At 69.1% G+C, this 24,563-nt stretch carries 22 protein-coding genes; 14 read left to right on the forward strand and 8 right to left on the reverse strand.

Translation table 11 applies throughout. From position 1 onward, the window contains the following. Nucleotides 1-149: 149 nt before the first annotated feature. Nucleotides 150-2,237, reverse strand: coding sequence for a PhoX family protein (locus AC6F7H_RS12685; protein ID WP_500757118.1), 2,088 nt, complete (start codon nucleotides 2,235-2,237; stop codon nucleotides 150-152). Between the two features lie 277 nt (nucleotides 2,238-2,514). On the opposite strand from AC6F7H_RS12685, the gene AC6F7H_RS12690 reads away from it, so the two are divergent. From AC6F7H_RS12690 to AC6F7H_RS12700, 3 genes are all read left to right on the forward strand, one after another. Continuing rightward, the gene (locus AC6F7H_RS12690; RefSeq protein WP_500757119.1) at nucleotides 2,515-4,305 is read left to right on the forward strand and encodes a VWA domain-containing protein; all 1,791 of its coding nucleotides are present in this window, start codon (nucleotides 2,515-2,517) and stop codon (nucleotides 4,303-4,305) included. 130 nt (nucleotides 4,306-4,435) lie between these two features. Next, a complete protein-coding gene (gene metG / locus AC6F7H_RS12695) occupies nucleotides 4,436-6,163 on the forward strand; it encodes a methionine--tRNA ligase (protein WP_500757120.1) in 1,728 nt (575 codons plus the stop codon). Nucleotides 6,164-6,265: 102 nt separating this feature from the next. Further along, nucleotides 6,266-6,631, forward strand: coding sequence for a PH domain-containing protein (locus AC6F7H_RS12700; RefSeq protein ID WP_109381492.1), 366 nt, complete (start codon nucleotides 6,266-6,268; stop codon nucleotides 6,629-6,631). 132 nt (nucleotides 6,632-6,763) lie between these two features. Here AC6F7H_RS12700 and AC6F7H_RS12705 read toward each other — a convergent pair whose 3' ends face one another. Both AC6F7H_RS12705 and AC6F7H_RS12710 read right to left on the reverse strand, forming a co-directional pair. After that, a complete protein-coding gene (locus AC6F7H_RS12705; RefSeq protein ID WP_452978873.1) occupies nucleotides 6,764-6,973 on the reverse strand; it encodes a DUF397 domain-containing protein in 210 nt (69 codons plus the stop codon). Beyond that, nucleotides 6,970-7,839, reverse strand: coding sequence for a helix-turn-helix domain-containing protein (locus AC6F7H_RS12710; protein WP_500757122.1), 870 nt, complete (start codon nucleotides 7,837-7,839; stop codon nucleotides 6,970-6,972). The genes AC6F7H_RS12705 and AC6F7H_RS12710 overlap by 4 nt, the downstream gene beginning before the upstream one ends. A gap of 159 nt (nucleotides 7,840-7,998) precedes the next feature. Here AC6F7H_RS12710 and AC6F7H_RS12715 point away from each other — a divergent pair, with 159 nt between their 5' ends. The 3 genes from AC6F7H_RS12715 to AC6F7H_RS12725 all read left to right on the forward strand — a co-directional run bounded on the left by AC6F7H_RS12715 (nucleotide 7,999) and on the right by AC6F7H_RS12725 (nucleotide 10,119). Continuing rightward, nucleotides 7,999-8,334 carry a hypothetical protein gene (locus AC6F7H_RS12715; protein ID WP_500757123.1) on the forward strand — a complete coding sequence of 112 codons (336 nt, stop codon included), beginning with the start codon at nucleotides 7,999-8,001 and terminating at the stop codon, nucleotides 8,332-8,334. A 239-nt stretch (nucleotides 8,335-8,573) separates the two neighbouring features. Then, the gene (locus tag AC6F7H_RS12720) at nucleotides 8,574-9,143 is read left to right on the forward strand and encodes an RNA polymerase sigma factor (RefSeq protein ID WP_500757124.1); all 570 of its coding nucleotides are present in this window, start codon (nucleotides 8,574-8,576) and stop codon (nucleotides 9,141-9,143) included. 1 nt (nucleotide 9,144) lies between these two features. After that, entirely contained in the window at nucleotides 9,145-10,119 is a 975-nt protein-coding gene (locus AC6F7H_RS12725; RefSeq protein WP_500757125.1) for a CU044_5270 family protein, read from the forward strand. 45 nt (nucleotides 10,120-10,164) lie between these two features. Here the strand turns inward: AC6F7H_RS12725 and AC6F7H_RS12730 are convergent, their stop codons facing one another. Next, the gene (locus AC6F7H_RS12730; RefSeq protein ID WP_500757126.1) at nucleotides 10,165-10,743 is read right to left on the reverse strand and encodes a peptidase inhibitor family I36 protein; all 579 of its coding nucleotides are present in this window, start codon (nucleotides 10,741-10,743) and stop codon (nucleotides 10,165-10,167) included. Between the two features lie 485 nt (nucleotides 10,744-11,228). On the opposite strand from AC6F7H_RS12730, the gene AC6F7H_RS12735 reads away from it, so the two are divergent. The 3 genes from AC6F7H_RS12735 to AC6F7H_RS12745 all read left to right on the forward strand — a co-directional run bounded on the left by AC6F7H_RS12735 (nucleotide 11,229) and on the right by AC6F7H_RS12745 (nucleotide 12,939). Next, nucleotides 11,229-11,468 (forward strand): hypothetical protein, encoded by a 240-nt coding sequence (locus AC6F7H_RS12735; RefSeq protein WP_500757127.1) that lies wholly within the window; start codon nucleotides 11,229-11,231, stop codon nucleotides 11,466-11,468. A gap of 130 nt (nucleotides 11,469-11,598) precedes the next feature. Beyond that, nucleotides 11,599-12,063 carry a hypothetical protein gene (locus tag AC6F7H_RS12740; RefSeq protein WP_500757128.1) on the forward strand — a complete coding sequence of 155 codons (465 nt, stop codon included), beginning with the start codon at nucleotides 11,599-11,601 and terminating at the stop codon, nucleotides 12,061-12,063. A gap of 132 nt (nucleotides 12,064-12,195) precedes the next feature. Next, the gene (locus tag AC6F7H_RS12745; RefSeq protein WP_500757129.1) at nucleotides 12,196-12,939 is read left to right on the forward strand and encodes a hypothetical protein; all 744 of its coding nucleotides are present in this window, start codon (nucleotides 12,196-12,198) and stop codon (nucleotides 12,937-12,939) included. A gap of 96 nt (nucleotides 12,940-13,035) precedes the next feature. On the opposite strand, the gene aspS is transcribed toward AC6F7H_RS12745, so the two are convergent. Then, nucleotides 13,036-14,799, reverse strand: coding sequence for an aspartate--tRNA ligase (gene aspS / locus AC6F7H_RS12750; protein ID WP_500757130.1), 1,764 nt, complete (start codon nucleotides 14,797-14,799; stop codon nucleotides 13,036-13,038). A gap of 170 nt (nucleotides 14,800-14,969) precedes the next feature. Between aspS and AC6F7H_RS12755 the strand changes: the two genes are divergently transcribed. Next, nucleotides 14,970-17,141 (forward strand): SpoIIE family protein phosphatase, encoded by a 2,172-nt coding sequence (locus tag AC6F7H_RS12755; RefSeq protein WP_500757131.1) that lies wholly within the window; start codon nucleotides 14,970-14,972, stop codon nucleotides 17,139-17,141. Here AC6F7H_RS12755 and AC6F7H_RS12760 read toward each other — a convergent pair. The 3 genes from AC6F7H_RS12760 to AC6F7H_RS12770 all read right to left on the reverse strand — a co-directional run bounded on the left by AC6F7H_RS12760 (nucleotide 17,133) and on the right by AC6F7H_RS12770 (nucleotide 19,983). Next, nucleotides 17,133-18,212 carry an AI-2E family transporter gene (locus AC6F7H_RS12760; RefSeq protein ID WP_500757132.1) on the reverse strand — a complete coding sequence of 360 codons (1,080 nt, stop codon included), beginning with the start codon at nucleotides 18,210-18,212 and terminating at the stop codon, nucleotides 17,133-17,135. The two genes, AC6F7H_RS12755 and AC6F7H_RS12760, sit on opposite strands and share 9 nt — an antisense overlap. A gap of 123 nt (nucleotides 18,213-18,335) precedes the next feature. Further along, nucleotides 18,336-19,316 carry a pirin family protein gene (locus tag AC6F7H_RS12765; protein WP_500757133.1) on the reverse strand — a complete coding sequence of 327 codons (981 nt, stop codon included), beginning with the start codon at nucleotides 19,314-19,316 and terminating at the stop codon, nucleotides 18,336-18,338. A 202-nt stretch (nucleotides 19,317-19,518) separates the two neighbouring features. Beyond that, on the reverse strand, nucleotides 19,519-19,983 hold the full coding sequence (locus tag AC6F7H_RS12770; RefSeq protein ID WP_500757134.1) for an SseB family protein: 465 nt from the start codon (nucleotides 19,981-19,983) through the stop codon (nucleotides 19,519-19,521). A 273-nt stretch (nucleotides 19,984-20,256) separates the two neighbouring features. Here AC6F7H_RS12770 and AC6F7H_RS12775 point away from each other — a divergent pair, with 273 nt between their 5' ends. From AC6F7H_RS12775 to AC6F7H_RS12790, 4 genes are all read left to right on the forward strand, one after another. Beyond that, the gene (locus tag AC6F7H_RS12775) at nucleotides 20,257-22,083 is read left to right on the forward strand and encodes an acyl-CoA dehydrogenase (protein WP_500757135.1); all 1,827 of its coding nucleotides are present in this window, start codon (nucleotides 20,257-20,259) and stop codon (nucleotides 22,081-22,083) included. A gap of 159 nt (nucleotides 22,084-22,242) precedes the next feature. Then, the gene (locus tag AC6F7H_RS12780; RefSeq protein WP_500757136.1) at nucleotides 22,243-23,559 is read left to right on the forward strand and encodes a M18 family aminopeptidase; all 1,317 of its coding nucleotides are present in this window, start codon (nucleotides 22,243-22,245) and stop codon (nucleotides 23,557-23,559) included. Between the two features lie 122 nt (nucleotides 23,560-23,681). Then, the gene (locus tag AC6F7H_RS12785) at nucleotides 23,682-23,948 is read left to right on the forward strand and encodes a hypothetical protein (RefSeq protein ID WP_500761788.1); all 267 of its coding nucleotides are present in this window, start codon (nucleotides 23,682-23,684) and stop codon (nucleotides 23,946-23,948) included. Nucleotides 23,949-24,057: 109 nt separating this feature from the next. After that, complete coding sequence (locus AC6F7H_RS12790; RefSeq protein WP_500757137.1) at nucleotides 24,058-24,558, forward strand: LURP-one-related/scramblase family protein; 501 nt, start codon at nucleotides 24,058-24,060, stop codon at nucleotides 24,556-24,558. The last annotated feature ends 5 nt before the right edge of the window (nucleotides 24,559-24,563 follow it).

The following is a 24,563-nucleotide window of genomic DNA, read 5'->3' on the forward strand; positions in this document are numbered from 1 at the left end:
GCCGGGCCCGGAGACGGCCGGGCCCGGAGACGGCCGGGCCCGGAGACGGCCGGGCCCGGAGACGGCCGGGGTGCGGGCCCCCGCGGGAGCCCGCACCCCGGCCGTGTGCGTACCGGTGTCCGCCGGCTCGGTGTCCGCCGGCGTCGGCGTCAGACGCCGATGTCCTGCCCGTCGGCACGCCACACGGCGACCACGGACGGCCGGACGTACGTGCCGGGTCCGTCGGGCCAGGTGCTGCCCGGGTTGTCGACCGACGCCCCGTCCACCTCGCCCGGGTGCTGCACGGCGATCAGCACGCGCCGGTCCTGGATGATCGGGCCGCAGGTCTCCGCGCCCTTCGGCACGGTCAGGAACTGCTTCAGCTCACCGCGCCGCTCTCCGCGCGTGGCGACACCGAAGAGCCCGTCGTGCGAGCCGAGGGCGTTGCCGTCGGTGGAGATCCACAGGTTGCCGTGGTCGTCGAAGGCGACGTTGTCCGGGCAGGAGATGGGGCTGACGGATTCCTTGGGGAAACCGGCGAAGTAGGTCGCCGGGTCCTGCGGGTCGCCCGCCACCAGGAACAGCGACCAGGCGAACTCGGTGCTCTCCGGCCGGTTCCGGCTCTCGGTCAGCTCCAGGACGTGGCCGTGCTTGTTGGCGTTGCGGGGGTTGGCCTCGTCCGCCTTGGGGTTCGAGCCGACACCGCGGTTGGAGTTGTTGGTCAGGGCGACGTAGACCTTGCCGGTGACCGGGTTGGGCTCGACGTCCTCGGGCCGGTCCATCTTGGTGGCGCCCACCTTGTCACCGGCGAGGCGCGTGAAGACGAAGACCTCCTCGGCGGTCATGCCCTCGACGTGCGAGACGGCACCGCGGGCGGTGGCGGTGGCCAGCGGGATCCACTGACCGCTGCCGTCGAACTCGCCGTCCTTCGGGAGCTTGCCGGTGCCGTCGATCTCGATGGCCGGCGAGTCACCGGTCAGCTTGGCGACGTACAGGGTGCCCTCGTCGAGCAGCGTGAGGTTGTGCTCGCGCGCGGCCCGGCTGTTGCCGTTCTTCATCCGCTTGCTGCCGACGAACTTGTAGATGTAGTCGAACCGCTCGTCGTCACCGGAGTAGATGACCGGCCGACCGTCGTGCGTCAGCCGCACGGTCGCGGCCTCGTGCTTGAACCGGCCGAGCGCGGTGCGCTTGCGCGGGGTGGAGTCCGGGTCGTACGGGTCGAGTTCGACGACGTACCCGAAGCGGTGCACCTCGTTGGGCTCCTGCGCGAGGTCGAAGCGCTTGTCGAAGCGCTCCCACTTGCGGTCGGTGGCGCCGGTGCCGATGCCGTACCGCTTGTCGGTGGCGCGGCTGCCGTTGGCGAAGTACTGGTTGAAGTTCTCCTCGGCGTGCAGCGTGGTGCCCCACGGGGTCGTGCCGCCGGCGCAGTTGTTGAGGGTGCCGAGCACCTTGGTGCCGCTCGGGTCGACGGAGGTCTTCACCAGGTCGGACCCGGCGACGGGACCGGTCAGGCGGAACTCGGAGGTGGCCGTGAGACGCCGGTTGAGGTGGTGCCGGGTGACGGGCGTCAGCTTGCCGCTCTTCTTGTCCTCCTCGACGACGACCGCCGCGAGCCCGTGCGCGGCCCAGGCGATCTCCACCTGCTCACGGGTGGGGTTCGCGGAGTCGTAGTCGCGGAACATGAGGATCTCGTCGGTGTACTCGTGGTTGGCCACGAGTACCTGCCGGCCGCGCTCGCCCTTGAGGGGGAGCAGCGCGAGGAAGTCGACGTTGTATCCGAACTGCCCGGCCTGCGCCGCGGCGGTCTGGTTCTCGGGATCGAAGGCGGGCGCTCCGCGCAGGATGGGCTCGCCCCAGCGGATGACGACGTTCTGGTCGTAGCCCGCCGGGACGGTGACGGTGTCGGCGGTGTTGGGCGGGACCGGCGTGAACCGCAGACCGCGGGCACCCTTCGCCTTGTTGTTGCCGTGGCCGTGACCGTGGCCCTTTCCGGCCGCGGGCGCCGCCTGGGCCTCGGGGGCACCGGCGAGGTTGACGGCACCGGCACCGGCCGCGACGACCGTGACGGCGGCGGCGGCCCGCATCACCGAACGGCGGCTGAGGGCGTCGGAGATGACGTCACCGACGTACTCGTTGGAGCTGGTGTTGGGCACCTCGTGGAAGCAGGCGTCACCACACCGGAAACGACAGGTCATGGCGGACCGGCCGCCGGGGTGCGAACCGGACGGCGTTCCGATCAACGGCAGCAGCTTGCGCACGTGTTCTCTCCTTGGAAACCCGGGGTGTCAACGCGACCGTAGGGGCACATATGTGCGACAGTCGGGCATCGGGGTAAACGGAGAGTGAAACTGCGGCAGCGTAAAGGGAGTTGCCGGGAGGGCGGCCCGACGGCCCCTCGCAGGCCGAATGCCGCCCTTGACAAGGGCGGCGCCCGATACCCGACCCTACCCAAGATCACCCACAAGGGCCGCTAACCTTACGTGTCCGTCCTGGCCAGGGATTGACGGGCTACAACTCATGCGAAGGGTTGCGCACATGGGCATTCTCACTCTCCTGCGGAACGCGTTCGGTCGGTCACGCAGAGCGAGCACCGCAGAGGCGGAGGGTGCGACGCCGGTCGCCGAAACGGACGGTGCGGAACAGTCCGCCCGTGCGGACGAGGCGACCGCGGCCACCCCGACGCCGTCCGATCGGACCGACGAGCCTGCCGCGGCCGCGTCAGCGGCCCCGAGGCTTCCGTCCCCCTCCCCCGAACCGACACCCACGCCGGCACCGACGCCGACGCCGAAGGCCGAAGTCTCCGTACCGGAACCCCGCACCGACGAACACGACCTCGTCTCAGCGGCCTTCGACAACGTAACGCCCCCGGCCCCCACCACCCCGGCCCCCTCGGCAGAAACCCCCGAGCCGAAGCCGACCCCCGAGCCCAAGGCCGCCGAGGCAGAGGCCGAGGCCGAGCCCGCAACCGAGCCCGAGGCGAAGGCCGCACCCGAGCCCGAGGCCAAGACCGCACCCGAGGTCGAGGCCGAGGCCGCGCCCGGAGCTGAGGCCGCACCCGAGCCGGAGGCGAAGCCCGAGGTCGCAGCCGAGGCAGAGAGCGCGCCCGAGACCCCCGAGACCGAGGTCACGGCAGCACCCGCAGCCGAGCCGACGCCTCAGCCCGAGGACGCGGCCAAGGAGGAGTCCGCGGCAGAGGCCGAGGTCGAAGCAAAGGCCGATGTCGAGGCAGAGGCCGAGCCCGAGGCCACGGCCAAGACCGCACCCGAGCCCGAGGTGGCACCCGAGGCGAAGACCGAGGTCGAGGCGGAGGCCGAGGCCGCACCCGAGCCGGAGGTAGCACCCAAGGCCGCAGCCGAGGCAGAGAGCGCGCCCGAGACCCCCGAGACTGAGGTCACGGCGGCACCCGTAACCGAGCCGACGCCTCAGCCCGAGGTCGCGGCAGAGCCGGAGGCGAAGCCCGACAAGGAGCCCGAGGCCGAAACCGAGCCGGAGCCCGCGACGGCTGCCGCCCCGGAAGCACAGCCGGAACCGGAACCGGAAACGGAACCGGAGCCCGCACCCGCACCCGCACCCGCCGACGGCGAGGACACCCCCCAGGGGCCACCCGCACCCGACAACGAAAGCCGCACGGGTGGTGCGGGTGGGAACCACACCGAAGCCGAGGCCGAGCCGACCACCCCCGCGCTGCCGCAGGCACTCCTCACCGCCCACACCACCGCCGCCACCACCCTCGCGGAGCACGACCTCACCGGCACCCGCGCCGCCGTCTACCTCGTACTCGACCGCTCCGCGTCCATGCGCCCGTACTACAAGGACGGCTCCGCACAGGCCCTCGCCGAGCAGACCCTCGCCCTCGCCGCCCACCTCACCAGCGACCCCGAGACCACCACGGTCAAGGTCGTCTTCTTCTCGACCGAGGTCGACGGCACCGGCGAGCTCACCCTCACCGACCACGAGAACAAGATCGACACCCTGCACGCCTCCCTCGGCCGCATGGGCCGGACCAGCTACCACGCGGCCGTGGCAGAGGTCCTCGCCCTGCACGACAAGGCCGCCCCCGCGGGCACCCCCGCCCTGGTGGTCTTCCAGACGGACGGCGCCCCCGACGCGAAGACCCCCGCCACCCAGGCCCTCACCGAGGCGGCGAGGACCCACCCCGCGGTCTTCTTCTCCTTCGTCGCCTTCGGTGACCCGGAGAACAAGGCCTTCGACTACCTCCGCAAGCTCAAGACGCCGAACACGGCCCACTTCCTCGCAGGCCCGTCCCCCCTGGAACTCACCGACAAGGAGCTCTACGAGGCCGTCCTGAAGTCCTGGCGCCCGTAGCCCCACGGGGGGCACCCCCAGCACGTCCCGCGCCGCCCGCTTCTCAGCACGTAGAACGAGAAGCGGGCGGCGCACCCGTGTCGGCTACGATTTGAAGGTTCCGTACGTTTCGACCTGGGAGCAGCCACCGATGGCTCGACACCTCATCACCAGCGCCCTTCCCTACATCAACGGGATCAAGCACCTGGGCAACATGGTGGGGTCCATGCTCCCGGCGGACGTCTACTCCCGTTACATGCGCCAGCGCGGCCACGAGGTCCTGTACATCTGCGCGACCGACGAGCACGGCACCCCCGCCGAACTGGCGGCGAAGGAGCAGGGCCTCCCGGTCGACACGTTCTGCGCGCAGGCGCACGACGCGCAGAAGGCGGTCTACGACGGCTTCAACCTCGCCTTCGACCACTTCGGCCGCAGCTCGTCGCCGCAGAACGTCGAGATCACCCAGCACTTCGCCCGCCGTCTGAACGAGAACGGTTTCATCGAGGAGCGCTCGATCCGGCAGGTCTACAGCCCGGCCGACGGCCGCTTCCTCCCGGACCGCTACGTGGAGGGCACCTGCCCCCACTGCGGCTACGACAAGGCCCGCGGCGACCAGTGCGAGAACTGCACGCGCGTACTGGACCCGACCGACCTGCTCGACCCGCGTTCGGCGATCTCCGGCTCCACGGACCTGGAGGTCCGCGAGACCAAGCACCTCTTCCTCCTCCAGTCGAAGCTCCAGCACGAGGTCGAGGAGTGGGTCGCCCGGCACGAGGAGGAGTGGCCCCACCTGGCGGCCTCCATCGCCCGCAAGTGGCTGACCGAGGGCCTGCACGACCGTTCGATCACCCGCGACCTGGACTGGGGCGTCCCGGTGCCGGCCGACACCTGGCCGGAGCTGGCGGCCGAGGGCAAGGTCTTCTACGTCTGGTTCGACGCCCCGATCGAGTACATCGCCGCGACGAAGGAATGGGCGGACTCCGCGCCCGAGGGCGAGACGCGGGACTGGAGGTCCTGGTGGTACGAGGCGGACGACACCGTCCGTTACACGGAGTTCATGGCGAAGGACAACGTCCCCTTCCACACGGTGATGTTCCCGGCCACCCAGTTGGGAGTCCGCGAGCCGTGGAAGAAGGTCGACTACGTCAAGGCCTTCAACTGGCTGACGTACTACGGCGGCAAGTTCTCCACCTCCCAGAAGCGGGGCGTCTTCACCGACCAGGCGTTGGACATCCTCCCGGCGGACTACTGGCGGTACTTCCTCATCGCCAACGCGCCCGAGTCGGACGACTCGTCCTTCACCTGGGAGCACTTCACCGCCACGGTAAACAAGGACCTGGCCGACACCCTCGGCAACTTCGTCAACCGCGTCCTGTCCTTCTCGAAGAAGCGCTTCGGCGAGGAGGTCCCGGCGGGCGGCGAGCCCGGCGAGGCGGAGACCCGGCTCGGTGAGGAGATCGCGGCGCTCCTCGCGGAGTACGAGTCCCAGATGGAGGCGAAGCAGTTCCGCAAGTCGGCGGCCGCGCTGCGCGCCCTGTGGTCCGCGGGCAACTCCTACCTGGAGGAGAAGGCCCCCTGGCTGGAGATCAAGACCGACAAGGACGCCGCCGCCCTCACCCTGCGTACGGCGATGAACCTGATCCGCCTGTACGCGGTGGTGTCGGAGCCGCTCATCCCGACGGCGGCGGCGGCGATGCGCCAGACGTTCTCCCTCGCCGACGACACGGCGGCCTGGGTCACCGCCGAGGAGGCCCGCGCTCTCACGTCGGTCCCCGCCGGCACCCCCTTCACCGTCCCGCCGGTCCTCTTCGCCAAGCTGACGGACGACGACCTGGAAGCGTACAAGGAGCGCTTCGGCGGCGAGCCCGAGTCCGCGTAACGACCGCGTACCACCGACGTCAGGGCCCGGGAACAAAGGTTCCCGGGCCCTGACGCGTCCGTTAGCGTCGCGGTACGACCACGTCACCCAGGGGGAGCACTCATGGCACTGTTCGGCAACGCACACAGCATCGACCCGGCGTCGGCACAGCAGGACTACGCCCGTCTCCTGGGCCACGGCGAGCAGGTGCACGCCGCCTACCTGCTGATCCGCGACACCATCCTCTTCACCGACCGCCGGCTGATCATGATCGACAAGCAGGGCATCACCGGCAAGAAGACCGAGTACCACTCGATCCCGTACCGCAGCATCACCCACTTCGCCGTCGAGACCGCCGGCCACTTCGACCTCGACGCCGAACTCAAGATCTGGATCTCCGGCACCCCGGCCCCGGTGGAGAAGACCTTCACCAAGGGCGTCGACATCTACGAGGTCCAGGCCATCCTCACCCAGTTCGTGGCCCGCTGACCCGGACGGAGCCCACCGCCCCCATCACGACCACGAGCGGAACCACGACCACAACCGGGTCCCGGGAGCCGACGCCACGCACAGGCCCGGATCGACCAACGGCATCCCGCGGGGCGGTGCGCAGTCGAACGGTCAGCTTCCCGACGCGTGTGCCACGAAGTCGGCCCACGCGCCGGGCGCGAGCGCCAGACGGGGGCCGTCGACGTTCTTGGAATCGCGGACGTGCACGGTGCCGGGGGTGAGAGCAAGCTCGACGCAGGAGTTGCCGTCGTTGCCGCTGCTGTAGCTGCTCTTGAACCACGCCAGCTCGGAGGCGTCCCCGGCCGTGGTCTTGCGGATCATGTCTCTCCCAGCAGTTGTTCGATGAAGGCCAGCGACTCCCGTGGCGAGAGGGCTTGAGCCCGGATGGTGCCATACCGCAACTCAAGGATGCGCAGGTGTTTGGGTTCCGAGGTCGGCCGACCGTTGAACGCACCATCGGAGCGGCCCACTGCCGAACCGTCTGCGAACTTCAGCAACTCGATCTTGCCGTCCATACCGGAGTGCGTCTCGCAGTTCAGCGGCATCACCTGAAGAACGACGTTGTGCAGCCGACCCACCTCCAACAGACGTTCGAGCTGCTGGCGCAACACCATTGCGCCCCCGATCGGGCGGCGCAGAGCCGCCTCTTCCAGGACGAAGCTGAGCGCAGGCGCGGGTGAACGCTCGTAGATCGACGAACGAGCCGCGCGTGCGGCCACCATCCGCTCCACCTCCTCCGGGGAGTAGGGAGGCTGCATGGCTTCGAACAGGGCGCGTGCGTGGTCGGGGACCTGCAGAAGTCCGTTGATGCCGTTGCTCTCGTAGATGCCGATCTCTACCGCCTGGGCCTCCAGCTTGGCCAGCTCCCGAACCGTTTTCGGATACCGGACCTTCTTCACGTCCTCCCAGGCCGCCGCGATGAGTCCGTCCGCGCCCAACACCTCGTCGGCCCTGTCCAGGTACTCCCGCCGGGGAATCCGCTTGCCGCCCTCGACCTTGTAGACCAGGTCGTCCCCGTACCCCACCGTCACCGCGAAGTCGGCGACCCGCATCCCCACGGCCTCCCGCCGCAGCCTCAACTGACGACCCACCGTGGCGAGAACGGCCACGCCCCACTCGTCGTCCGGGTCCACCTCCCACCCCGGTTCGTCCGCCTCGGTCCGGAGCCGTACCGCCTCGCCGTCCACCGACGTACCGCACCCCTCTGTCGTACCGCCGTGCCGCAACGCCCTTGTCCGTAAGCCGGTTTCTGACGGTCCGGACAGCGGCCGACAAGCTCCGACAGTCACCCTACGTGTCGGGATTGTCACTGTTCACGGTAAGCACGTCCGGCCACTCTCGGTGATGTGAACAGCGAAAAGTCCACCCAACTTCTGTCGCCCGCCGACCACTTCAGCGTGCTCCTGCCACCCACGCCCCGCGGTGCCCGTCTCGCCCGGCTGCTCGCCACGGACTGGATGCGCGACCGGGACCTGCCCCACCGCGTCGCCGAGGCCGCCGAACACCTCGTCGCCGAACTCGCCGCGAACGCGGCCACTCCCGCCCGTCCGGTACCCCCTGCGCACCTGCGACACCTGCGACACCTGCGACACCTGCGACCACGGCTACCGCGGCCCCGACCCCCACCACTGCCAGGGCTGCGTGTCGACCCCGTCCTGACCACGGCGACGACATTCCTCTGAACTGCGCCCGCTGTCCGGAAGGTGCCGAAGAGGTGGTCAAAGTGTCCGTAAACAGCTGCAGGCTGACGGCGGGGGGGTCAGGCGAGACGGCAGAAGGCCCAGGGCAGCAGTCACTGGTTGACGCGGACGACCGGTGCTGGCCAGGGCGTCGCTGCCGAGGGCGTCAGGGCCCAGCCACGGATTCGCCTTCGGGCTGTAAGAAGGGGCTCGGTCCGGACATAAGCAGGAGTGGAGGCGATGTGGATACTGCGACTGACGAACAGCGGTTCACCCGGCTGTACAGGCAGCACTATGCAGCTGTTGCTGCCTACGTACGCCGCCGGATCTCGCCCGACCAGGTGGTCGACGTGGTGTCCGAGGTCTTCCTCGTTGCATGGCGCCGGTTCGAGACGATGCCCGGGAACGCCGAGTTGCCCTGGTTGTACGGGGTAGCGCGGCATACGCTCTCCAGCACATACCGGTCGGATGAGCGTCGGCTCGGTCTCGTCCAAGCTTTAGCAGCCCAGCCGCGTCAGACGGTTGGTGACCATGCCGACAGTGTGGTGGAGAGTGCCGCCTTGGCAGCAGCGTTCGACTCCCTGAGCGAAACGGACCAGGAGGCGTTGCGTCTGACTGCCTGGGAGGGACTTTCCGCTACTCAGGCTGCCAAGGCGCTGGAATGCAGTATTGCCAGCTTCCATGTCCGTCTGCACCGCGCTCGGAAGCGCCTCAGACTCAATCTGGAGGCCGCATCCGCAGATGTCTCGTCGCGTTTCTCGGTTCTGCACCGCGATGCGGCCGTACGAAATGGGAGTAGAGGAGATGCGTGACATGGACAGAGCCCTCCAGGCCCTGGACCCCGCGGCGGGGTCGGCTGACGAGCCCGATGAAGTCGCTCTCCAGCGCATCCTCTCCTCGGGACGCGCCCAGGACGCTGGAAGTGATCGATCACGTCGACCAACGCGGAGGTGGATACTCGCCACTGCCGCCGCCGTGGCAGCCGGAGCGCTGGGTCTGGTTGCCACCAACATGCTCGGAACGGCTGTCCAGCCTGCTTATGCTGCCACTCCCACACCACTGAAGTATCGGAACAGCGATGTGACAGCGGCTGAAGTTCTGGAAAGAATCGCGAAACATACGGCGAAGCTCCCCGATGATTCCAGGGCTGACACAACCAACCGATTCGTGCAGGACAGTTGGTCTCTCGCGACCACCATTGACGGCACCCGGGTCACTTCAGCGGTGATTCCCGAACGTCGCGAGACCTGGGTGGCAGCGGACGGATCCCGTAAGTGGAAGGTCCGGACCCGCCCTCCGCAGTTTCATTCCGAAGACCAACGCCAAGCCTGGGAGGCCGCCGGCGCGGCGGGAAGGGAACCAGAGCACCACTCAGGCAGCTCTGGCGCTGCTACCGATGAACAACCTCCGCCGCAAGACGCGGCAGGTATGCGCAAGTGGCTGGCCGGGGCTTCGGGCAGCTTCGGTCCAGGTGAGATGTTCAGTCGAATCCACGACGTTTACCTGGATCACGCATTCTCGCCCGAACAACGCGCTGCGATCCTACGCGAACTCAAGAGCGCAAACGGAATCAGGTATCGCGGAATGGTGATCGACCGTGCAGGCCGGAGCGGTGCCGCGTTCTCTGTAGATTCCGCCTACAGTGGTCTCGCGACCCAGTACAGCATGGTGTTTGATCAAAGCTCCGGAAAGCTCTTGTCCTATGAAGAAGAGCTGACGGGCTCCGCAGGGAAGTTGAACGTCGAAATTCCCGCCGTGATCTCTTACTGCACTTACCTCAAAGGTTAGCAGTGCGGTGGGGGACGCCCTGCTGCGCACCCCCACCGCCGCACGTCAAGAGGCCTGGAAGCAATCCGCCTTGTCGTTCTTCGAATCTCCGACGTAGGAAGACCGGCTGTGCGCAGCCTCTGTCCAAAGGATGGGGCTGAAGCCCGACTTGCAACCGTCGAACACTCTGATCGTCTTTGCGCCCTTATTCGACCAAGATGACGCCTGATTGGCGAAGCCGTAGTCGGAGAACCTCACTGCAATCGGGTCGTGCTTCTCGTTCCACTGCAGTCTGCGACCCCCGAAGTCTCGGTTCTGATAGAAGCAGTACCAGTCATTACCGAAGACCTGCGTCGGGCAATTATCCGAAGCTGCCAGGCCTACCGTCGTTTCTTCGGTCGGAGTGCCGGGGAGGCCCGCCGCCTTGGCCTGAAGCTTTTGCGCCGCAGGGCTGCTGACCGGGGCCGTGGTCTCGCCTGGCATCGGGAAGGCCATGATGACGTTGCCGTCATTCCAGGCGATCTCGTTTCGGCTGATCTGAACGCCGCCTTCAGTGGTGTCGAGGACCTGATTGATCTCCTGCTGGAGGGTGTCCGACGCCGAGGCGGCCTGAGCCTCGGCCGTCGGCATGAGGGCGAAGCCCATGGTGCTGACTGCCGCTAACCATCTGTGAGGCCTGGGCATGATCTTCCCCCTGGTGCAAGTATCGAACCTGAGTTCGCTTTTGGATGGGTCGGGGAGATCTTCCACCGTGCTGCGACACGGAGACAGTCACCTTTCGGTCGTTGTGGCGGACCGAGCGTGAAGATCGGAAGAGCGTCCAGCCCCATGCGTCGGACGGCGTGGAACCACCGCCGGGTGAGGCGGCTGATCGGGTTCCGCACGGAAGTCCGTACCCGTTGTCGGTGGCCGCCCCTAAGCGGATCCCCGCCTGCTGCTCTCCGCCACCGACGCCGAGCACCTCGCCCCCGGCGTCGCCGCCTGGCTGGAACGGGACTTCACCCCACCGCCGTACGCAAGGCCCTGGCCGACGACCTGCCCCGCAGGACATCGCCGACCCGATCATCGAACTCGTCGCACAAGACCTGGGCAAGCACCCGGCCGCACAACTGTGGAGGAAACTGGTGGCCGTGGACCTCTCCTTTTACAAGTCAGACCTCTCCGAAGAAATCCGGGACGAGGGCCGAGCCGAAGGCGAGGCGCGCCGTGCCGCCGAGGACGTCCTGGACATCCTGGAAGTGCGCGGCATCGACGTCCCCGAAGCGGTCCGGGAACGCATCACCGACTGTGGCGACCCCGAGATCCTGCGCCGCTGGCACCGGCGTGCCGTCACGGCCCCGCCGGCCGTAGAGGTCTTCGAAGACGAGTAGTCACGGCTGTCGGAGGGACCTCCCCGCGCTGCCTGCCGGGGATGCGCGTCAACGGACTGCCCGACGGGAAGGACCGCTCGCCGTCCGAAGAAAGTGCGTCCTCGGCACGCGGATACCCGGAGGAACGACTGTGACCGGCGACAGCTGGCGCGAGCGCAGGCGAGCGCTCCTTCGAGACGACCCGGCCGAGGCCGAGCGCATCGCACGTCTCCTTGATGAGTTGGGCACCGAGGACCGGGACGACGAGGAGATCGAGGCGGACCATCGCGCGAGCCTGCTGGCGGCGGCACGGGAGTACGCTCCGAACGCCTGGCTCGACGAAGGGCCGCGGCTCCGGCCGTCCGGACCGAACGCCGACGACACGTTCTTCGCCCGCCGCCGGGACACCGCCACCACGCCCGGCCGCCGCCACGTGGGCATCTGCGCGCAAGGCGTACGGACCAAGTCCGTGGCGATCAGGGTGTTCGTCGCCCAGCTCGCCGCCGCTCAGCACCTCTACGAGACGTACGGGGCGAGTGAGCTGACCGACCCGTGCATGACCCTCGTCGGTTACTTCAACAGCCTGCGCGACCTCGGCGCCATGCGCTTCGCATGAAGCGACGTGCCGAGGCGGGCTGTTCCTGCTTGCCCTGGCAGGAGTTCGGTCACTCAGTCCGTATGAGACGGCGGCCGGCCGGCGCGCCAACGCAGCTCGACCGACGAACACGAGATCAGTACGGGTAAGGGAGTGAACAAGGGCACTCTTCGGCAACGCGCACACCGTGGACCCGCATCCGCTCAGCAGGACTACGCCCGCCTCCTGGGCCACGGCGAACAGGTGCACGTCGCCTACCTGCGTGCCGAGTACGACCTTCCCGTCCTGCTGGTCGCCGTCTGCCGCGACCGCTCGACGGCTGCCTGGGCGATGGGCCCCTTCGAGTGCCCCGTAGGCCCCTGGACCACCCAGGTCACCCGCTCGTTCGTCCTGGGCCCGCAGACCGTCCCGGAGGTCACCGACGAGTCAGTGGTGGTCCAGCAGCCGGCCATGGGGGCACTGTCGGCCATCGTTCACAGCCAAGGCCGGAGGGCGGCCGCCATACTGGAAACGGTCGCCCGCGGACTCGTGTCCTTCGAGCCGGACATCACGAAGTACTGGTTCGAGGTGGTGGAGGTCGGTCTGGAGTCCACTCCGGCCAAGGAGAACTGGAGGAAGCTGGTGCAGAACGTCGTCACCCACTTCCCGGGGCACGGAACGCTCTTCGAGGAGAAATACCTGGAGGGCAAGGCCGAGGGAAAGGCCGAGGACATCCTGCGCGCACTGCAGGTACGCGGGCTCACGGTCTCCGACAGCGTCCGCGAGCGCATCACCACCTGCACGGACCTCGACACGCTCACCGCCTGGTTCGGTCGCTCCTTGACGGCCACCACGGCCGAGGACGTTCTCGAGGAGGGCTCGGCCGTGCCGATGGACGATGCCTCCGAACAGCCGTGAAGAAGTAACGTCAGACGCCGCTCACATCCGTCGTGAACGACGGCGAGGGCCCGGACCGATGTCGGAGATCGGTTCCGGGCCCTCGCCACTGTGGGACTACTTCGGCTGCGGCTTGCGGACCGTCAGGTGGAGTTCCTTCAGGCGGGCCTCGTCCAGTTCAGTCGGCGCGCCCATCATCAGGTCCTGGGCGTTGCCGTTGAGCGGGAAGGCGATGGTCTCGCGGATGTTGGGCTCGTCGGCGAGGAGCATCACGATGCGGTCGACGCCGGGCGCGATGCCGCCGTGCGGCGGGGCGCCGAAGCGGAACGCACGCAGCATGCCGGCGAACTGCTCCTCGACGGTGTCGCGGTCGTAGCCCGCGATCTCGAAGGCCTTGAGCATGATCTCCGGCTCGTGGTTCCGGATCGCGCCGGAGGACAGTTCGACGCCGTTGCAGACGATGTCGTACTGCCAGCCCAGGATGTCCAGCGGGTCCTGGGTCTCCAGGGCCTCCAGACCGCCCTGCGGCATGGAGAAGGGGTTGTGGGAGAAGTCGATCTTCCCCGTCTCCTCGTCCTTCTCGTACATCGGGAAGTCGACGATCCAGCAGAAGCGGAAGACGCCCTCCTCGAAGTGGCCGGCCCGCTTCGCGGCCTCCACCCGGACCGCACCCATGATCTTGGAGACCTCGTCGAACTCACCCGCGCCGAAGAACACCGCGTGGCCGGGGGCCAGAGCCAGCCGCTTGGTCAGCTCCGCGACGTTCGCCTCGGTCAGGAACTTCGCGATCGGGCCGGTCAGCGAACCGTCCTCGGTCACCCGCACCCAGGCCAGGCCCTTCGCACCCTGCGCGACGGCGTAGTCGCCGAGCTGGTCGAAGAACTTGCGCGGCTGAGCGGAGACGTCCGGCACCGGCAGCGCGCGGACGTGCTTGCCGGCGAACGCCTTGAACTCCGAACCCTCGAAGACGTCGGTGATGTCGACGAGCTCCAGCTGGGCGCGCAGGTCCGGCTTGTCGGAGCCGTACTTCAGCATCGCCTCGCGGAACGGGATCCGCGGGAACGGCGAGGTCACGTGCCGTCCGTTGCCGAACTCCTCGAAGAGCTCGGTCATGAGCTTCTCGATGGGCTGGAAGACGTCCTCCTGCTCGACGAACGACATCTCCACGTCGAGCTGGTAGAACTCGCCCGGCGAGCGGTCCGCGCGGGCGTCCTCGTCGCGGAAGCAGGGCGCGATCTGGAAGTAGCGGTCGAAGCCGGAGATCATCAGCAGCTGCTTGAACTGCTGCGGAGCCTGCGGCAGCGCGTAGAACTTGCCCGGGTTGAGACGCGACGGGACGACGAAGTCACGGGCGCCCTCGGGGGAGGTGGCGCTGAGGATCGGCGTCGCCATCTCGTTGAAGCCCAGCGCCGTCATCTTGTGGCGGATGGCCGAGATCACCGAGGTGCGCAGCAGGATGTTGCGGTGCATGCGCTCGCGGCGCAGGTCCAGGAAGCGGTACTCCAGGCGCCGCTCCTCGTTGACCCCGTCCTCGGTGTTGATCGTGAAGGGGAGGGGGGCCGCCGCGCCCAGCACCTCGACCTCGCCGACCTCGACCTCGATCTCACCGGTCGGCAGCTCGGCGTTGACGTTCTCCGTGCCACGGGAGACGACCCTGCCGTCGATCCGGACGACGGTCTCCTTGGAGAGCCGGTCGAGGGTCTCGTAGGAGGGCGTACCCGGGCGGGCCACGAGCTGCGTGATGCCGTAGTGATCGCGCAGATCGATGAAGAGGATGCCGCCCAGGTCGCGCCGATTGTGCAGCCAGCCGCTCAACCGGACGTCGGTGCCGACGTCAGTGGCGCGGAGCTCGCCGCAGGTGTGGGACCTGTACCGATGCATCGTCGTTCATCCAGCCTTCGCGGATCGGGGTCTTGGTGTCAGGGTCTTTGTTTCACGTGAAACTCCCCCAAGCCTACCGGCCACCCCAAGATCACTTGCCCCGGACGATCCGGCGGCCATGAGAACAACGCCGGTGGCGTTTTCCCGTCGAATATTCATAAAGTGGGGCAATGCGAACTGGCGAGCCCTTGCCGCCCATGACAGATGTCCTCGCCCTCCTCGACACCGGCAGGTGGCACTGGGACACGGCAACCGGGCTGGTCGTGGTCGACGAGGTGGCGGCACGACTGCTGGGGCTGCCCGCCGAGGAGACCACCCTCACGGAGCCCCAGGTCCGGTCCCGGCTGCACCCGGCCGACTGGAACGAGATCACCGGGGTGATCCGGCTCGCCGTCGCCGAGGGCACGCTCACCGAGGTTCGCATCCGGGTCATGGACGACCAGGGGCAGGTCGTGCGGGTGGTGCGCAGCCGCTCCAAGCCGGCCTTCGCCCCTCTGCGCAAGACGTGCGTAATGACCGGCACCCTTCAGGAGGTCGCCGAGCCGGCGCCGGACACCCCCGCGGGGCGCAGGGCGGTCATCGGTGACTGGCGCCGGTCACGGGAGGCGTTCCTGCTGGACGCCGGCCGGGCGCTGGCCGAGGCGCGCTCGACGCAGGAGGTACTGCGGGTCGCGGCCAACCTGGCGATGCCGGGCTTCTCACCGGACGGGTTCGCGTTGTTCGGCGTCGCGGGCGACCAGCTCACCGTCATCGGCCACCACGGGCACGAACCCGGCGCCGAGGGCTCGTTCCACATGCCGCTGGACACTGCCTACCCGGCCGCCGAGGTGATACGAACGGGCCGCGCCGTCTATCTGTCCAGCCCGGAGCAGTACAAAGCCCGCTACCCCCTCACCTGGCCGCTCGCCGAGCGCTTCGGCCGCCGGTCCTGGGCGTTCCTGCCGCTGGTCGTGTCCGGCCGCACGATGGGCACCTGGCTGGCGGCCTTCGCCCACCCGGTCGCCTTCACCCCCGACGAGCGGTCGGTGCTGACCACCGTGGCACGGATGCTGGCCCAGGCGCTGTCCCGCGCGGGAACCGCCGAGAGCGAGCGGGCCCTCACCGACGGCCTGCAGCGCTCGATGCTGCCGAAACTCGGCCCGCAGCGCATCCCGGGAATGAGCGTCGCCGCCCGGTACGTCCCCACCGGCGGTGGCCTCCAGGTCGGCGGTGACTGGTACGACGTCATCCCGCTGCCGAATGGACGGTTCGCCCTGGTCATCGGGGATGTGCAGGGCCATGACGTCCAGGCGGCCGGGATCATGGGCCAGCTGCGCATAGCCCTGCGGGCGTATGCCTCCGAGGGGCACCGGCCCGACGCCGTGCTCTCCCGCGCCTCCCGCTTCCTGTACGGGATCAGCGAGGCCGACCCCTACGAGCTGCGCTTCGCGACCTGCCTGTACGTCGAGGTCGACCCCGTCGGCGGGGCACTGGAGGTCGCCCGCGCGGGACACCCCGACCCGGCGGTCCGCATGCCCGACGCGACCGTGCTGACCCGGCCGACGGCCGGCGGGCTGCCGCTGGGCATCGACCCGGACGCCGACTACCCCACCACCCGCATCGTCCTGGAACCCGGCGAGACCATGCTGGTCTGCACGGACGGTCTGATCGAGACCGGCGGCCATGACCTGGACACCGGCTGGCAGCGGCTGCGTGGCATCCTCGAACACCACCGGGGCGACCTAGAGGAACTGGCCGACGCCCTGATGCAGGCCGTCCACGGCCCCTCCTCACACCACACCCCCGGACCCCTGATCGACCGCCGCGAGGACGACATCGCCCTGCTGCTGCTCTCCCGACAGGGCCACGGCACCGAACAGGACCTGGTGAGGCCGCCGTGGATACGCCGCACCATGCTGACGGTGGAGCAGGCCGAGCCGGAACGCGTCTCGGAGGCCCGGCAGCACCTGCGCGAACTGCTGCACGACTGGTGCTCACCGGACCAGGTCGACTCGGCGGTACTGCTGCTGTCGGAGATGCTCACCAACGTCCTCGTGCACACCGACACCGACGCACTGCTCGTCGCCGAGGTCATCGGCGGGCGGGAGGGACGCCGGATGCGGATCGAGGTCACCGACGCGGGCGACGACCTCCCGCACCGGCGCACACCCGGCGAGCTGGCGTCGTCCGGCCGCGGCCTCCTCCTGATCGAACTCCTGGCCCACACCTGGGGCGTCGACCCCCGGGGCAAGGGGAAGAGCATCTGGTTCGAGCTGCAGGAGCTGCAGGAGCCTGACGAGCCGCACGAGCCGGGAGCCGTGCCGGACGCCGCCGCCCGGACGAGGGCCGGGCCCTCACGGTGATGCCGGCGGCGGAGCCTGTTCCCCCGGTGCGGTGTGGCGTCGGCGCAGTTCGCTCAGGACGCCGACGGCCGCCGCCGTCAGCGGCACCGCCATCAGCATGCCGACGATCCCGGCGACCGAGGCGCCCGCGGTGATGGCGAGCAGCACGGCCGCCGGATGCATCTGCACGGTGCGGCTCTGGATCATCGGCTGGAGCACGTGCCCCTCCAGCAACTGCACCGCGAGCACCACGCCGAGCACCCACAGCGCGATGACGAACCCCCGGTCGGCCAGCGCCACCAGCACGGCCACCGCCCCGGAGATGAACGCCCCCAGGTAGGGGATGTACGCCCCGACGAAGACCAGCGCGCCCAGTCCGACGGCGCCCGGCACCTTGAGGACGAGCAGCCCGACGGTGATGCAGAGGGCGTCGATGAGCGCGATGAAGGTGGTCCCGCGCATGAACCCCTCGACCGCCTGGAAGGCCCGGCGGGCCACGGCCGTCACCGTGTCCCCGGAGCCGCGCGGCACCAGCGCGCGCAGTGTGCCTGCGGCGCGGTCGGAATCACGCAGGAAGAAGAACACCAGCAGCAGCGCGAGCACCGCCATGGCGAGCGCCTGGCCCACCACACTGACCCCGCTGATGACACCCGACGCGGCCGTACCGCCGAACCTGGACAGCAGTTCGCGCGCGTTCGACGCGATGTCGTCCAGCGAGGTGCCGGCCGCCCCGAAGTGCCGGGTGAGATCCCGCGCCGCGATCCTGAGCGAGGCGATGATCTGGTCCCCGGAGTCGATCAGCGCGGACACGACGATGTACACCGCGCCGCCGACCACGGCGACGACCGCGACACAGGTGAGCCCCGCCGACAGGGACCGCTGCACCCCGGCCCGCACCAGCCGCCGGTGCAGGGGCAGCAACAGCGCCGTACCGAGCAGGGCCAGCAGTACGGGGATCACGGCCGCCCGGAACTGCACGCACAGCAGGATCCCGACGTAGCCGACCCCGGAGACGAGCAGGGCGACGGCACACCAGGCGGCGAGACGCCGGACGGATTCGGGCAGCAACGGAGGCGGAGAGGAGTCCTGCATCCCCTCAGCCGATCACGCCCGGCACACCCTGTCCAACTCCGCCGCCCCGCCCAGGCCCCGGCCCCGGGAACGGCGAGCGGCCCCGCCCGGAATCGGACGGGGCCACTCCACACACTCGGCCGGTCAGGACTCCCGCGGCCCCGAGCCCTCCATCCCGTGCACCGCCGGGATCGTGCCCAGACGGCCCTTCTGGAAGTCCTCGAACGCCTGCTGGAGTTCCTCGCGGGTGTTCATCACGAACGGGCCGTAGTGGGCCATCGGCTCACGGATCGGCCGGCCGCCGAGGAGGACGACCTCCAGGTCCGGCGTGTTCGAGTCCTGCTTCTCGTCCGCGCGGACGGTCAGCGTGCCACCGGCGCCGAAGACGGCCGTCTGCCCCACGTGCACCGGACGGCGCTCGGTGCCGACCGCGCCGCGCCCGGCCATCACGTACGCCAGCCCGTTGAAGTCCTCGCGCCACGGCAGGGTCAGCTCCGCACCCGGCGCGAGCGTCGCGTGGATCATCGTGATCGGCGTGTGCGTGATGCCGGGGCCCTCGTGGCCGTCCAGCTCACCGGCGATGACGCGCAGCAGCGCGCCGCCGTCGGGGGAGGTGAGCAGCTGGACGCTGCCGCCGCGGATGTCCTGGTAGCGCGGCGCCATCATCTTGTCCTTGGCCGGGAGGTTCACCCACAGCTGGAGGCCGTGGAAGAGCCCGCCGGACATGACGAGCTGCTCCGGCGGCGCCTCGATGTGCAGCAGACCCGCACCGGCCGTCATCCACTGGGTGTCACCGTTGGTGATGGAGCCGCCGCCACCGTTGGAGTCCTGGTGGTCGAAGGCGCCGTCGATGATGTACGTGACGGTCTCGAATCCGCGGTGCGGATGCCAAGGGGTCCCTTTCGGCTCCCCAGGCTGATACTCCACCTCGCCCATCTGATCCATCATGATGAACGGGTCCAGGTGCCGATAGTTGATCCCCGCGAACGCCCGGCGCACCGGGAAGCCCTCACCCTCGAAACCGCTCGGCGCGGTCGTGACGGTGAGCACGGGTCGGGCCACGGCGTCGGCGGGCGCGGCCACACGGGGCAGCGTCAGCGGGTTCTCGACGGTCACTGCAGGCATGTCGGTACCTCCTCTTGTACGGCCATCTTAGTTGAACGTTGAACTTCCTGCCACCCGCAACGAAGAAAGCCCGGAGGGCATTCCCTCCGGGCTGCAGAGATTCCGGGGCGGGCGGGGTCACCCTCCCGGCACGTGACGGTGGCGGCCGCGGTCGCGGTGGCGATCGCAGCGATCACGGCGCCGACGGCTACGACCGCGGCGTTCAGCCATACATGCGTCGCATCGCGAACTCGACCATCTGCTCGACGGCCTTCGCGTCGAACACCATCCGGTGCTCACCCTCCATGTCGAGCACGAAGCCGTAGCCGGTGGGCAGCAGGTCGATCACCTCGGCGCCGGTGATCACGAAGTACTTGGACTCCTTGCCCGCGTACCGCCGCAGCTCCTTCAGAGAGGTGAACATCGGGATCACCGGCTGCTGGGTGTTGTGCAGGGCGAGGAACCCGGGGTTGTCGCCGCGCGGGCAGTACACCTTGGACGTCGCGAAGACCTGCTGGAAGTCCTCGGCGGCCACCTGGCCCGTGGTGAACGCGCGCACCGCGTCCGCGAGCGAGGGCGGGGACGGCTCCGGGTACAGCGGCGGCTGCTGCCCGTAGCCGCCCGGCATCTGCTGCTGCGGCGGGACATACCCCTGCTGTGCCCCTACGTTCTGGTCGTAGCCGTACATGCGCGCAAGCGTACCGAGAGCACCGGAGCCCCGGGCCGGTACGGGCGGGTACGGGCCGCGCCGAGGGCATTTCGAGGGCATTTCGGCGTCCGCGGCACCGGTGCGAAACGCCCGCCGACCGCCGCCGGAGCGCGTAACGCGTCACAGATGACCGGATCGGGCTTGCTTCTTATTACCGGCGGGTAGCATAGTCGTAGCTACTTGCTGGTATGCAAACCCGTGCGAGGAACGAAGTGCCTCGCCGATCTCTCTACGGAGCCGGGAGCCGTCACCATGGGGCACTACAAGTCCAATCTCCGCGACATCGAGTTCAACCTCTTCGAAGTGCTCGGACGCGACAAGCTGTACGGCACCGGGCCGTTCGAGGAGATGGACGTCGAGACCGCCAAGAGCGTCCTCGAGGAGCTGACCCGCCTCTCGGAGAACGAGCTGGCCGAGTCCTTCACCGACGCCGACCGCAACCCGCCGGTCTTCGACCCGGAGACCAACACCGCGCCGGTCCCGGCATCCTTCAAGAAGAGCTACCAGGCCTTCATGGACTCCGAGTACTGGCGTCTGGGCGTGTCCGAGGCCATCGGCGGCACGACGGCTCCCCCCTCGCTGATCTGGTCGTACGCCGAGCTGATCCTCGGCGCCAACCCGGCCGTGTGGATGTACTCGTCCGGTCCCGCCTTCGCCGGGATCCTGTACGACGAGGGCAACGACACCCAGAAGAAGATCGCCCGGATCGCCGTCGAGAAGCAGTGGGGCTCCACCATGGTCCTCACCGAGCCGGACGCCGGCTCGGACGTGGGCGCCGGCCGCACCAAGGCCGTGCAGCAGGAGGACGGCTCCTGGCACATCGAGGGCGTGAAGCGCTTCATCACCTCCGGTGAGCACGACATGTCGGAGAACATCCTCCACTACGTGCTCGCGCGCCCCGAGGGCGCCGGACCCGGCACCAAGGGCCTGTCGCTCTTCCTCGTCCCGAAGTACCTCTTCGACGCCGAGACCGGCGAGCTGGGCGAGCGCAACGGCGTCTACGCCACGAACGTCGAGCACAAGATGGGCCTGAAGGCGTCCAACACCTGCGAGATGACGTTCGGCGACCGGCACCCCGCCAAGGGCTGGCTGATCGGCGACAAGCACGACGGCATCCGCCAGATGTTCCGCATCATCGAGTTCGCCCGCATGATGGTCGGCACGAAGGCGATCTCCACCCTCTCCACCGGCTACCTCAACGCGCTGGAGTACGCCAAGGAGCGCGTCCAGGGCCCGGACCTCGCCAACTTCCTGGACAAGACCGCGCCCAAGGTCACCATCACCCACCACCCCGACGTGCGCCGCTCGCTGATGACGCAGAAGGCGTACGCGGAGGGCATGCGCGCGCTCGTCCTCCACACCGCCTCGGTGCAGGACACCATCGCGATCAAGGAGGCGGCGGGCGAGGACGTGTCGGCGGAGCACGCGCTCAACGACCTCCTCCTGCCCATCGTCAAGGGCTACGGCTCCGAGAAGGGCTACGAGCAGCTCGCCCAGTCGCTGCAGACCTTCGGCGGCTCCGGCTTCCTGCAGGAGTACCCGATCGAGCAGTACATCCGCGACGCCAAGATCGACACCCTGTACGAGGGCACCACGGCGATCCAGGGCCAGGACTTCTTCTTCCGGAAGATCGTCCGCAACCAGGGCGCGGCCCTGAACTCGCTCGCCGAGGACATCAAGCAGTTCCTCGCCCTCGGCACCGGCGGCGAGCAGCTGGCGGGCGCCCGCGAGCACCTGGCCAAGGCCGCCGTCGAGCTGGAGGCCATCGTCGGCCTGATGCTCACGGACCTCGCGGCCACCGAGCAGGACGTCAAGAACATCTACAAGGTGGGCCTGAACACCACCCGTCTGCTGATGGCCTCCGGTGACGTGATCGTCGGCTACCTGCTGCTCAAGGGGGCCGCGGTCGCCGCCGACAAGCTCCAGACGGCCTCCGCCAAGGACGTCGCCTTCTACACCGGCAAGATCGCCGCGGCGAGGTTCTTCGCGGCCGAGGTCCTGCCCGGTGTCACGCTGGCCCGCAAGGTCGCCGAGGGCGTGGACCTGGACCTGATGGAACTGGACGAGGCCGCCTTCTAGGACCTCCTGCGAGAGATCCTGCGGCAGACCGCGCGAGCCCGAACGGGATCGAACGAGCCCGAACGGGATCGCGCGCGTCCGCACGCGAGCGTCGGAGCCCGTACGAGGGCCCGCTTCCACACCGGGGAAGCGGGCCCTCGTCCTCGTTAAAGTGAACCCATGAGCGAACCCTCCCCCTTCGGCCGCGGACACACCGACGACCTCATGTCCTTCCTCGCCGCCTCCCCCACGCCGTACCACGCGGTGGCGAACGCCGCCGAGCGGCTGGAGAAGGCAGGCTTCCGGCAGGTCGTGGAGACGGACGCCTGGGACGGGACCTCGGGCGGCAAGTACGTGCTGCGCGGCGGCGCCATCGTCGCCTGGTACGTCCCCGAGGGCGCGGACCCGCACACCCCGTTCCGGATCGTCGGCGCCCACACCGACTCCCCCAACCTGCGGGTGAAGCCGCGGCCCGACAGCGGGGCGCACGGCTGGCGCCAGACGGCCGTGGAGATCTACGGCGGTCCGCTGCTCAACTCCTGGCTCGACCGCGACCTGGGCCTGGCCGGCCGGCTGTCCCTGCGGGACGGCTCCACCCGGCTGGTGAACGTCGACCGGCCGCTGCTGCGCGTCCCGCAGCTCGCCATCCACCTGGACCGCTCGGTCAACGCCGACGGCCTCAAGCTCGACAAGCAGCGCCACATGCAGCCCGTCTGGGGCCTGGGCGACGACGTGCGCGACGGCGACCTCATCGCCTTCCTCGAGGAGACCGCGGGCATCCCGTCCGGCGAGGTCACCGGCTGGGACCTGATGGTGCACTCGGTGGAGCCGCCGGCGTACCTGGGCCGCGACAAGGAACTGCTGGCCGGCCCCCGCATGGACAACCTGCTGTCCGTGCACGCCGGTACGGCCGCACTGGCGGCGGTCGCGACGGCCGGGGCCGGACCGTCCGGACCGGCCGGGCTGTCCTGCATCCCCGTCCTCGCCGCCTTCGACCACGAGGAGAACGGCTCCCAGTCCGACACCGGCGCGGACGGGCCGCTGCTCGGCAGCGTGCTGGAGCGCTCGGTGTTCGCCCGCGGCGGCTCGTACGAGGACCGGGCGCGCGCCTTCGCCGGCACCGTCTGCCTCTCCTCGGACACCGGTCACGCCGTCCACCCCAACTACGCGGAGCGGCACGACCCGACGCACCACCCGCGCATCGACGGCGGCCCCATCCTCAAGGTCAACGTCAACAACCGTTACGCCACGGACGGTTCGGGCCGGGCGGTGTTCGCCGCCGCCTGCGAGAAGGCGGGCGTGCCCTTCCAGTCGTTCGTCTCCAACAACGCCATGCCGTGCGGCACCACCATCGGCCCGATCACCGCGGCCCGGCACGGCATCCGGACGGTCGACATCGGCGTGGCCATCCTGTCGATGCACAGCGCGCGCGAACTGTGCGGCGCCCAGGACCCGTTCCTGCTGGCGAACGCGCTGGTGGCGTTCCTGGAGTCGTAGCCGCGGGCTGCCGACGGCCGGTCGACCCGCCGGTGCTGCATGAGTGACGGCCGACCGGGTACCCGGATGCAACCGGAAGGACCGGGCAGGAAGGCGGCACTCATGGGCCATGGGGGTCCCCCCTGCTCGAGCAGAGCCGAGAGCTTGGGGGAGGATGCATCATCCTCATCGCCGTGGGAGCGATTCTCACGTTCGCGACCGACTGGGACATGCAGGGCGTCAACGTGAACCTGGTCGGCGTCATCTTCATGGTCGTCGGACTGATCGGTGTGGCGGTCTTCAGCAGCATCGCCCGGCGTCGGCGGGTCGTCGTACCGCCCGCCACGCCGGTCGTCGACGACACCCGGCCGCACGGCCGCGACGGCTACAGCGACGGGTACGGAGCCTGACGGGTACGGAGTCTGACGGGTACGGAGCCTGACGGGACGTCGACGGCCGGCTCCGGCAATCGGCCCAGCGGCGGCGTCGGAGAACGGGAGAAAGGGCACCCCTGGTGTCATGAGATTCCTCGTACGCGACCGGATCCTCGGGATCGGTGACGACTACTGGATCGAGGACGACCGGGGCAACAAGGTCTTCCTCGTCGACGGCAAGGCCATGCGGCTGCGGGACACCTTCGAGCTGAAGGACGTCCAGGGCCGCGTCCTCATCGACATCCGCGAGAAGATGTTCGCCCTGCGGGACACGATGGTGATCGAGCGGGACGGTGAGGCGCTGGCGACGATCCGGCGCAAGCGCCTGTCCCTGCTGCGCAACCACTACCGGGTCGCCCTGGCCGACGGCTCCGAGCTGGACGTCAGCGGCAGGATCCTCGACCGTGAGTTCGCCGTCGAGTACGACGGCGAACTGCTCGCCGTGATCTCGCGGCGTTGGCTGCACGTCCGGGAGACCTACGGCGTCGACGTCGTACGCGAGGACGCGGACCCGGCCCTGCTGATCGCGGTGGCGGTGTGCGTGATCCACCTGGCGGAGAAGGAGCGCGAGGACCGCGTGGGCTGAGGACC

It is taken from the genome of Streptomyces sp. MMS24-W38 (assembly GCF_059889265.1).

What these genes read in the sequence shown, in the direction of transcription:
- AC6F7H_RS12755 (WP_500757131.1), top strand. Translation starts at nt 14,970, where the DNA reads ATGCGAACTGGCGAGCCCTTGCCGCCCATGACAGATGTCCTCGCCCTC.
- AC6F7H_RS12790 (WP_500757137.1), top strand. Translation starts at nt 24,058, where the DNA reads ATGAGATTCCTCGTACGCGACCGGATCCTCGGGATCGGTGACGACTAC.
- AC6F7H_RS12780 (WP_500757136.1), top strand. Translation starts at nt 22,243, where the DNA reads ATGAGCGAACCCTCCCCCTTCGGCCGCGGACACACCGACGACCTCATG.
- aspS (WP_500757130.1), bottom strand. Translation starts at nt 14,799, where the DNA reads ATGCATCGGTACAGGTCCCACACCTGCGGCGAGCTCCGCGCCACTGAC.
- AC6F7H_RS12705 (WP_452978873.1), bottom strand. Translation starts at nt 6,973, where the DNA reads ATGATCCGCAAGACCACGGCCGGGGACGCCTCCGAGCTGGCGTGGTTC.
- AC6F7H_RS12775 (WP_500757135.1), top strand. Translation starts at nt 20,257, where the DNA reads ATGGGGCACTACAAGTCCAATCTCCGCGACATCGAGTTCAACCTCTTC.
- AC6F7H_RS12700 (WP_109381492.1), top strand. Translation starts at nt 6,266, where the DNA reads ATGGCACTGTTCGGCAACGCACACAGCATCGACCCGGCGTCGGCACAG.
- AC6F7H_RS12725 (WP_500757125.1), top strand. Translation starts at nt 9,145, where the DNA reads ATGGACAGAGCCCTCCAGGCCCTGGACCCCGCGGCGGGGTCGGCTGAC.
- AC6F7H_RS12760 (WP_500757132.1), bottom strand. Translation starts at nt 18,212, where the DNA reads ATGCAGGACTCCTCTCCGCCTCCGTTGCTGCCCGAATCCGTCCGGCGT.
- AC6F7H_RS12765 (WP_500757133.1), bottom strand. Translation starts at nt 19,316, where the DNA reads ATGCCTGCAGTGACCGTCGAGAACCCGCTGACGCTGCCCCGTGTGGCC.
- metG (WP_500757120.1), top strand. Translation starts at nt 4,436, where the DNA reads ATGGCTCGACACCTCATCACCAGCGCCCTTCCCTACATCAACGGGATC.
- AC6F7H_RS12770 (WP_500757134.1), bottom strand. Translation starts at nt 19,983, where the DNA reads ATGTACGGCTACGACCAGAACGTAGGGGCACAGCAGGGGTATGTCCCG.
- AC6F7H_RS12730 (WP_500757126.1), bottom strand. Translation starts at nt 10,743, where the DNA reads ATGGGCTTCGCCCTCATGCCGACGGCCGAGGCTCAGGCCGCCTCGGCG.
- AC6F7H_RS12690 (WP_500757119.1), top strand. Translation starts at nt 2,515, where the DNA reads ATGGGCATTCTCACTCTCCTGCGGAACGCGTTCGGTCGGTCACGCAGA.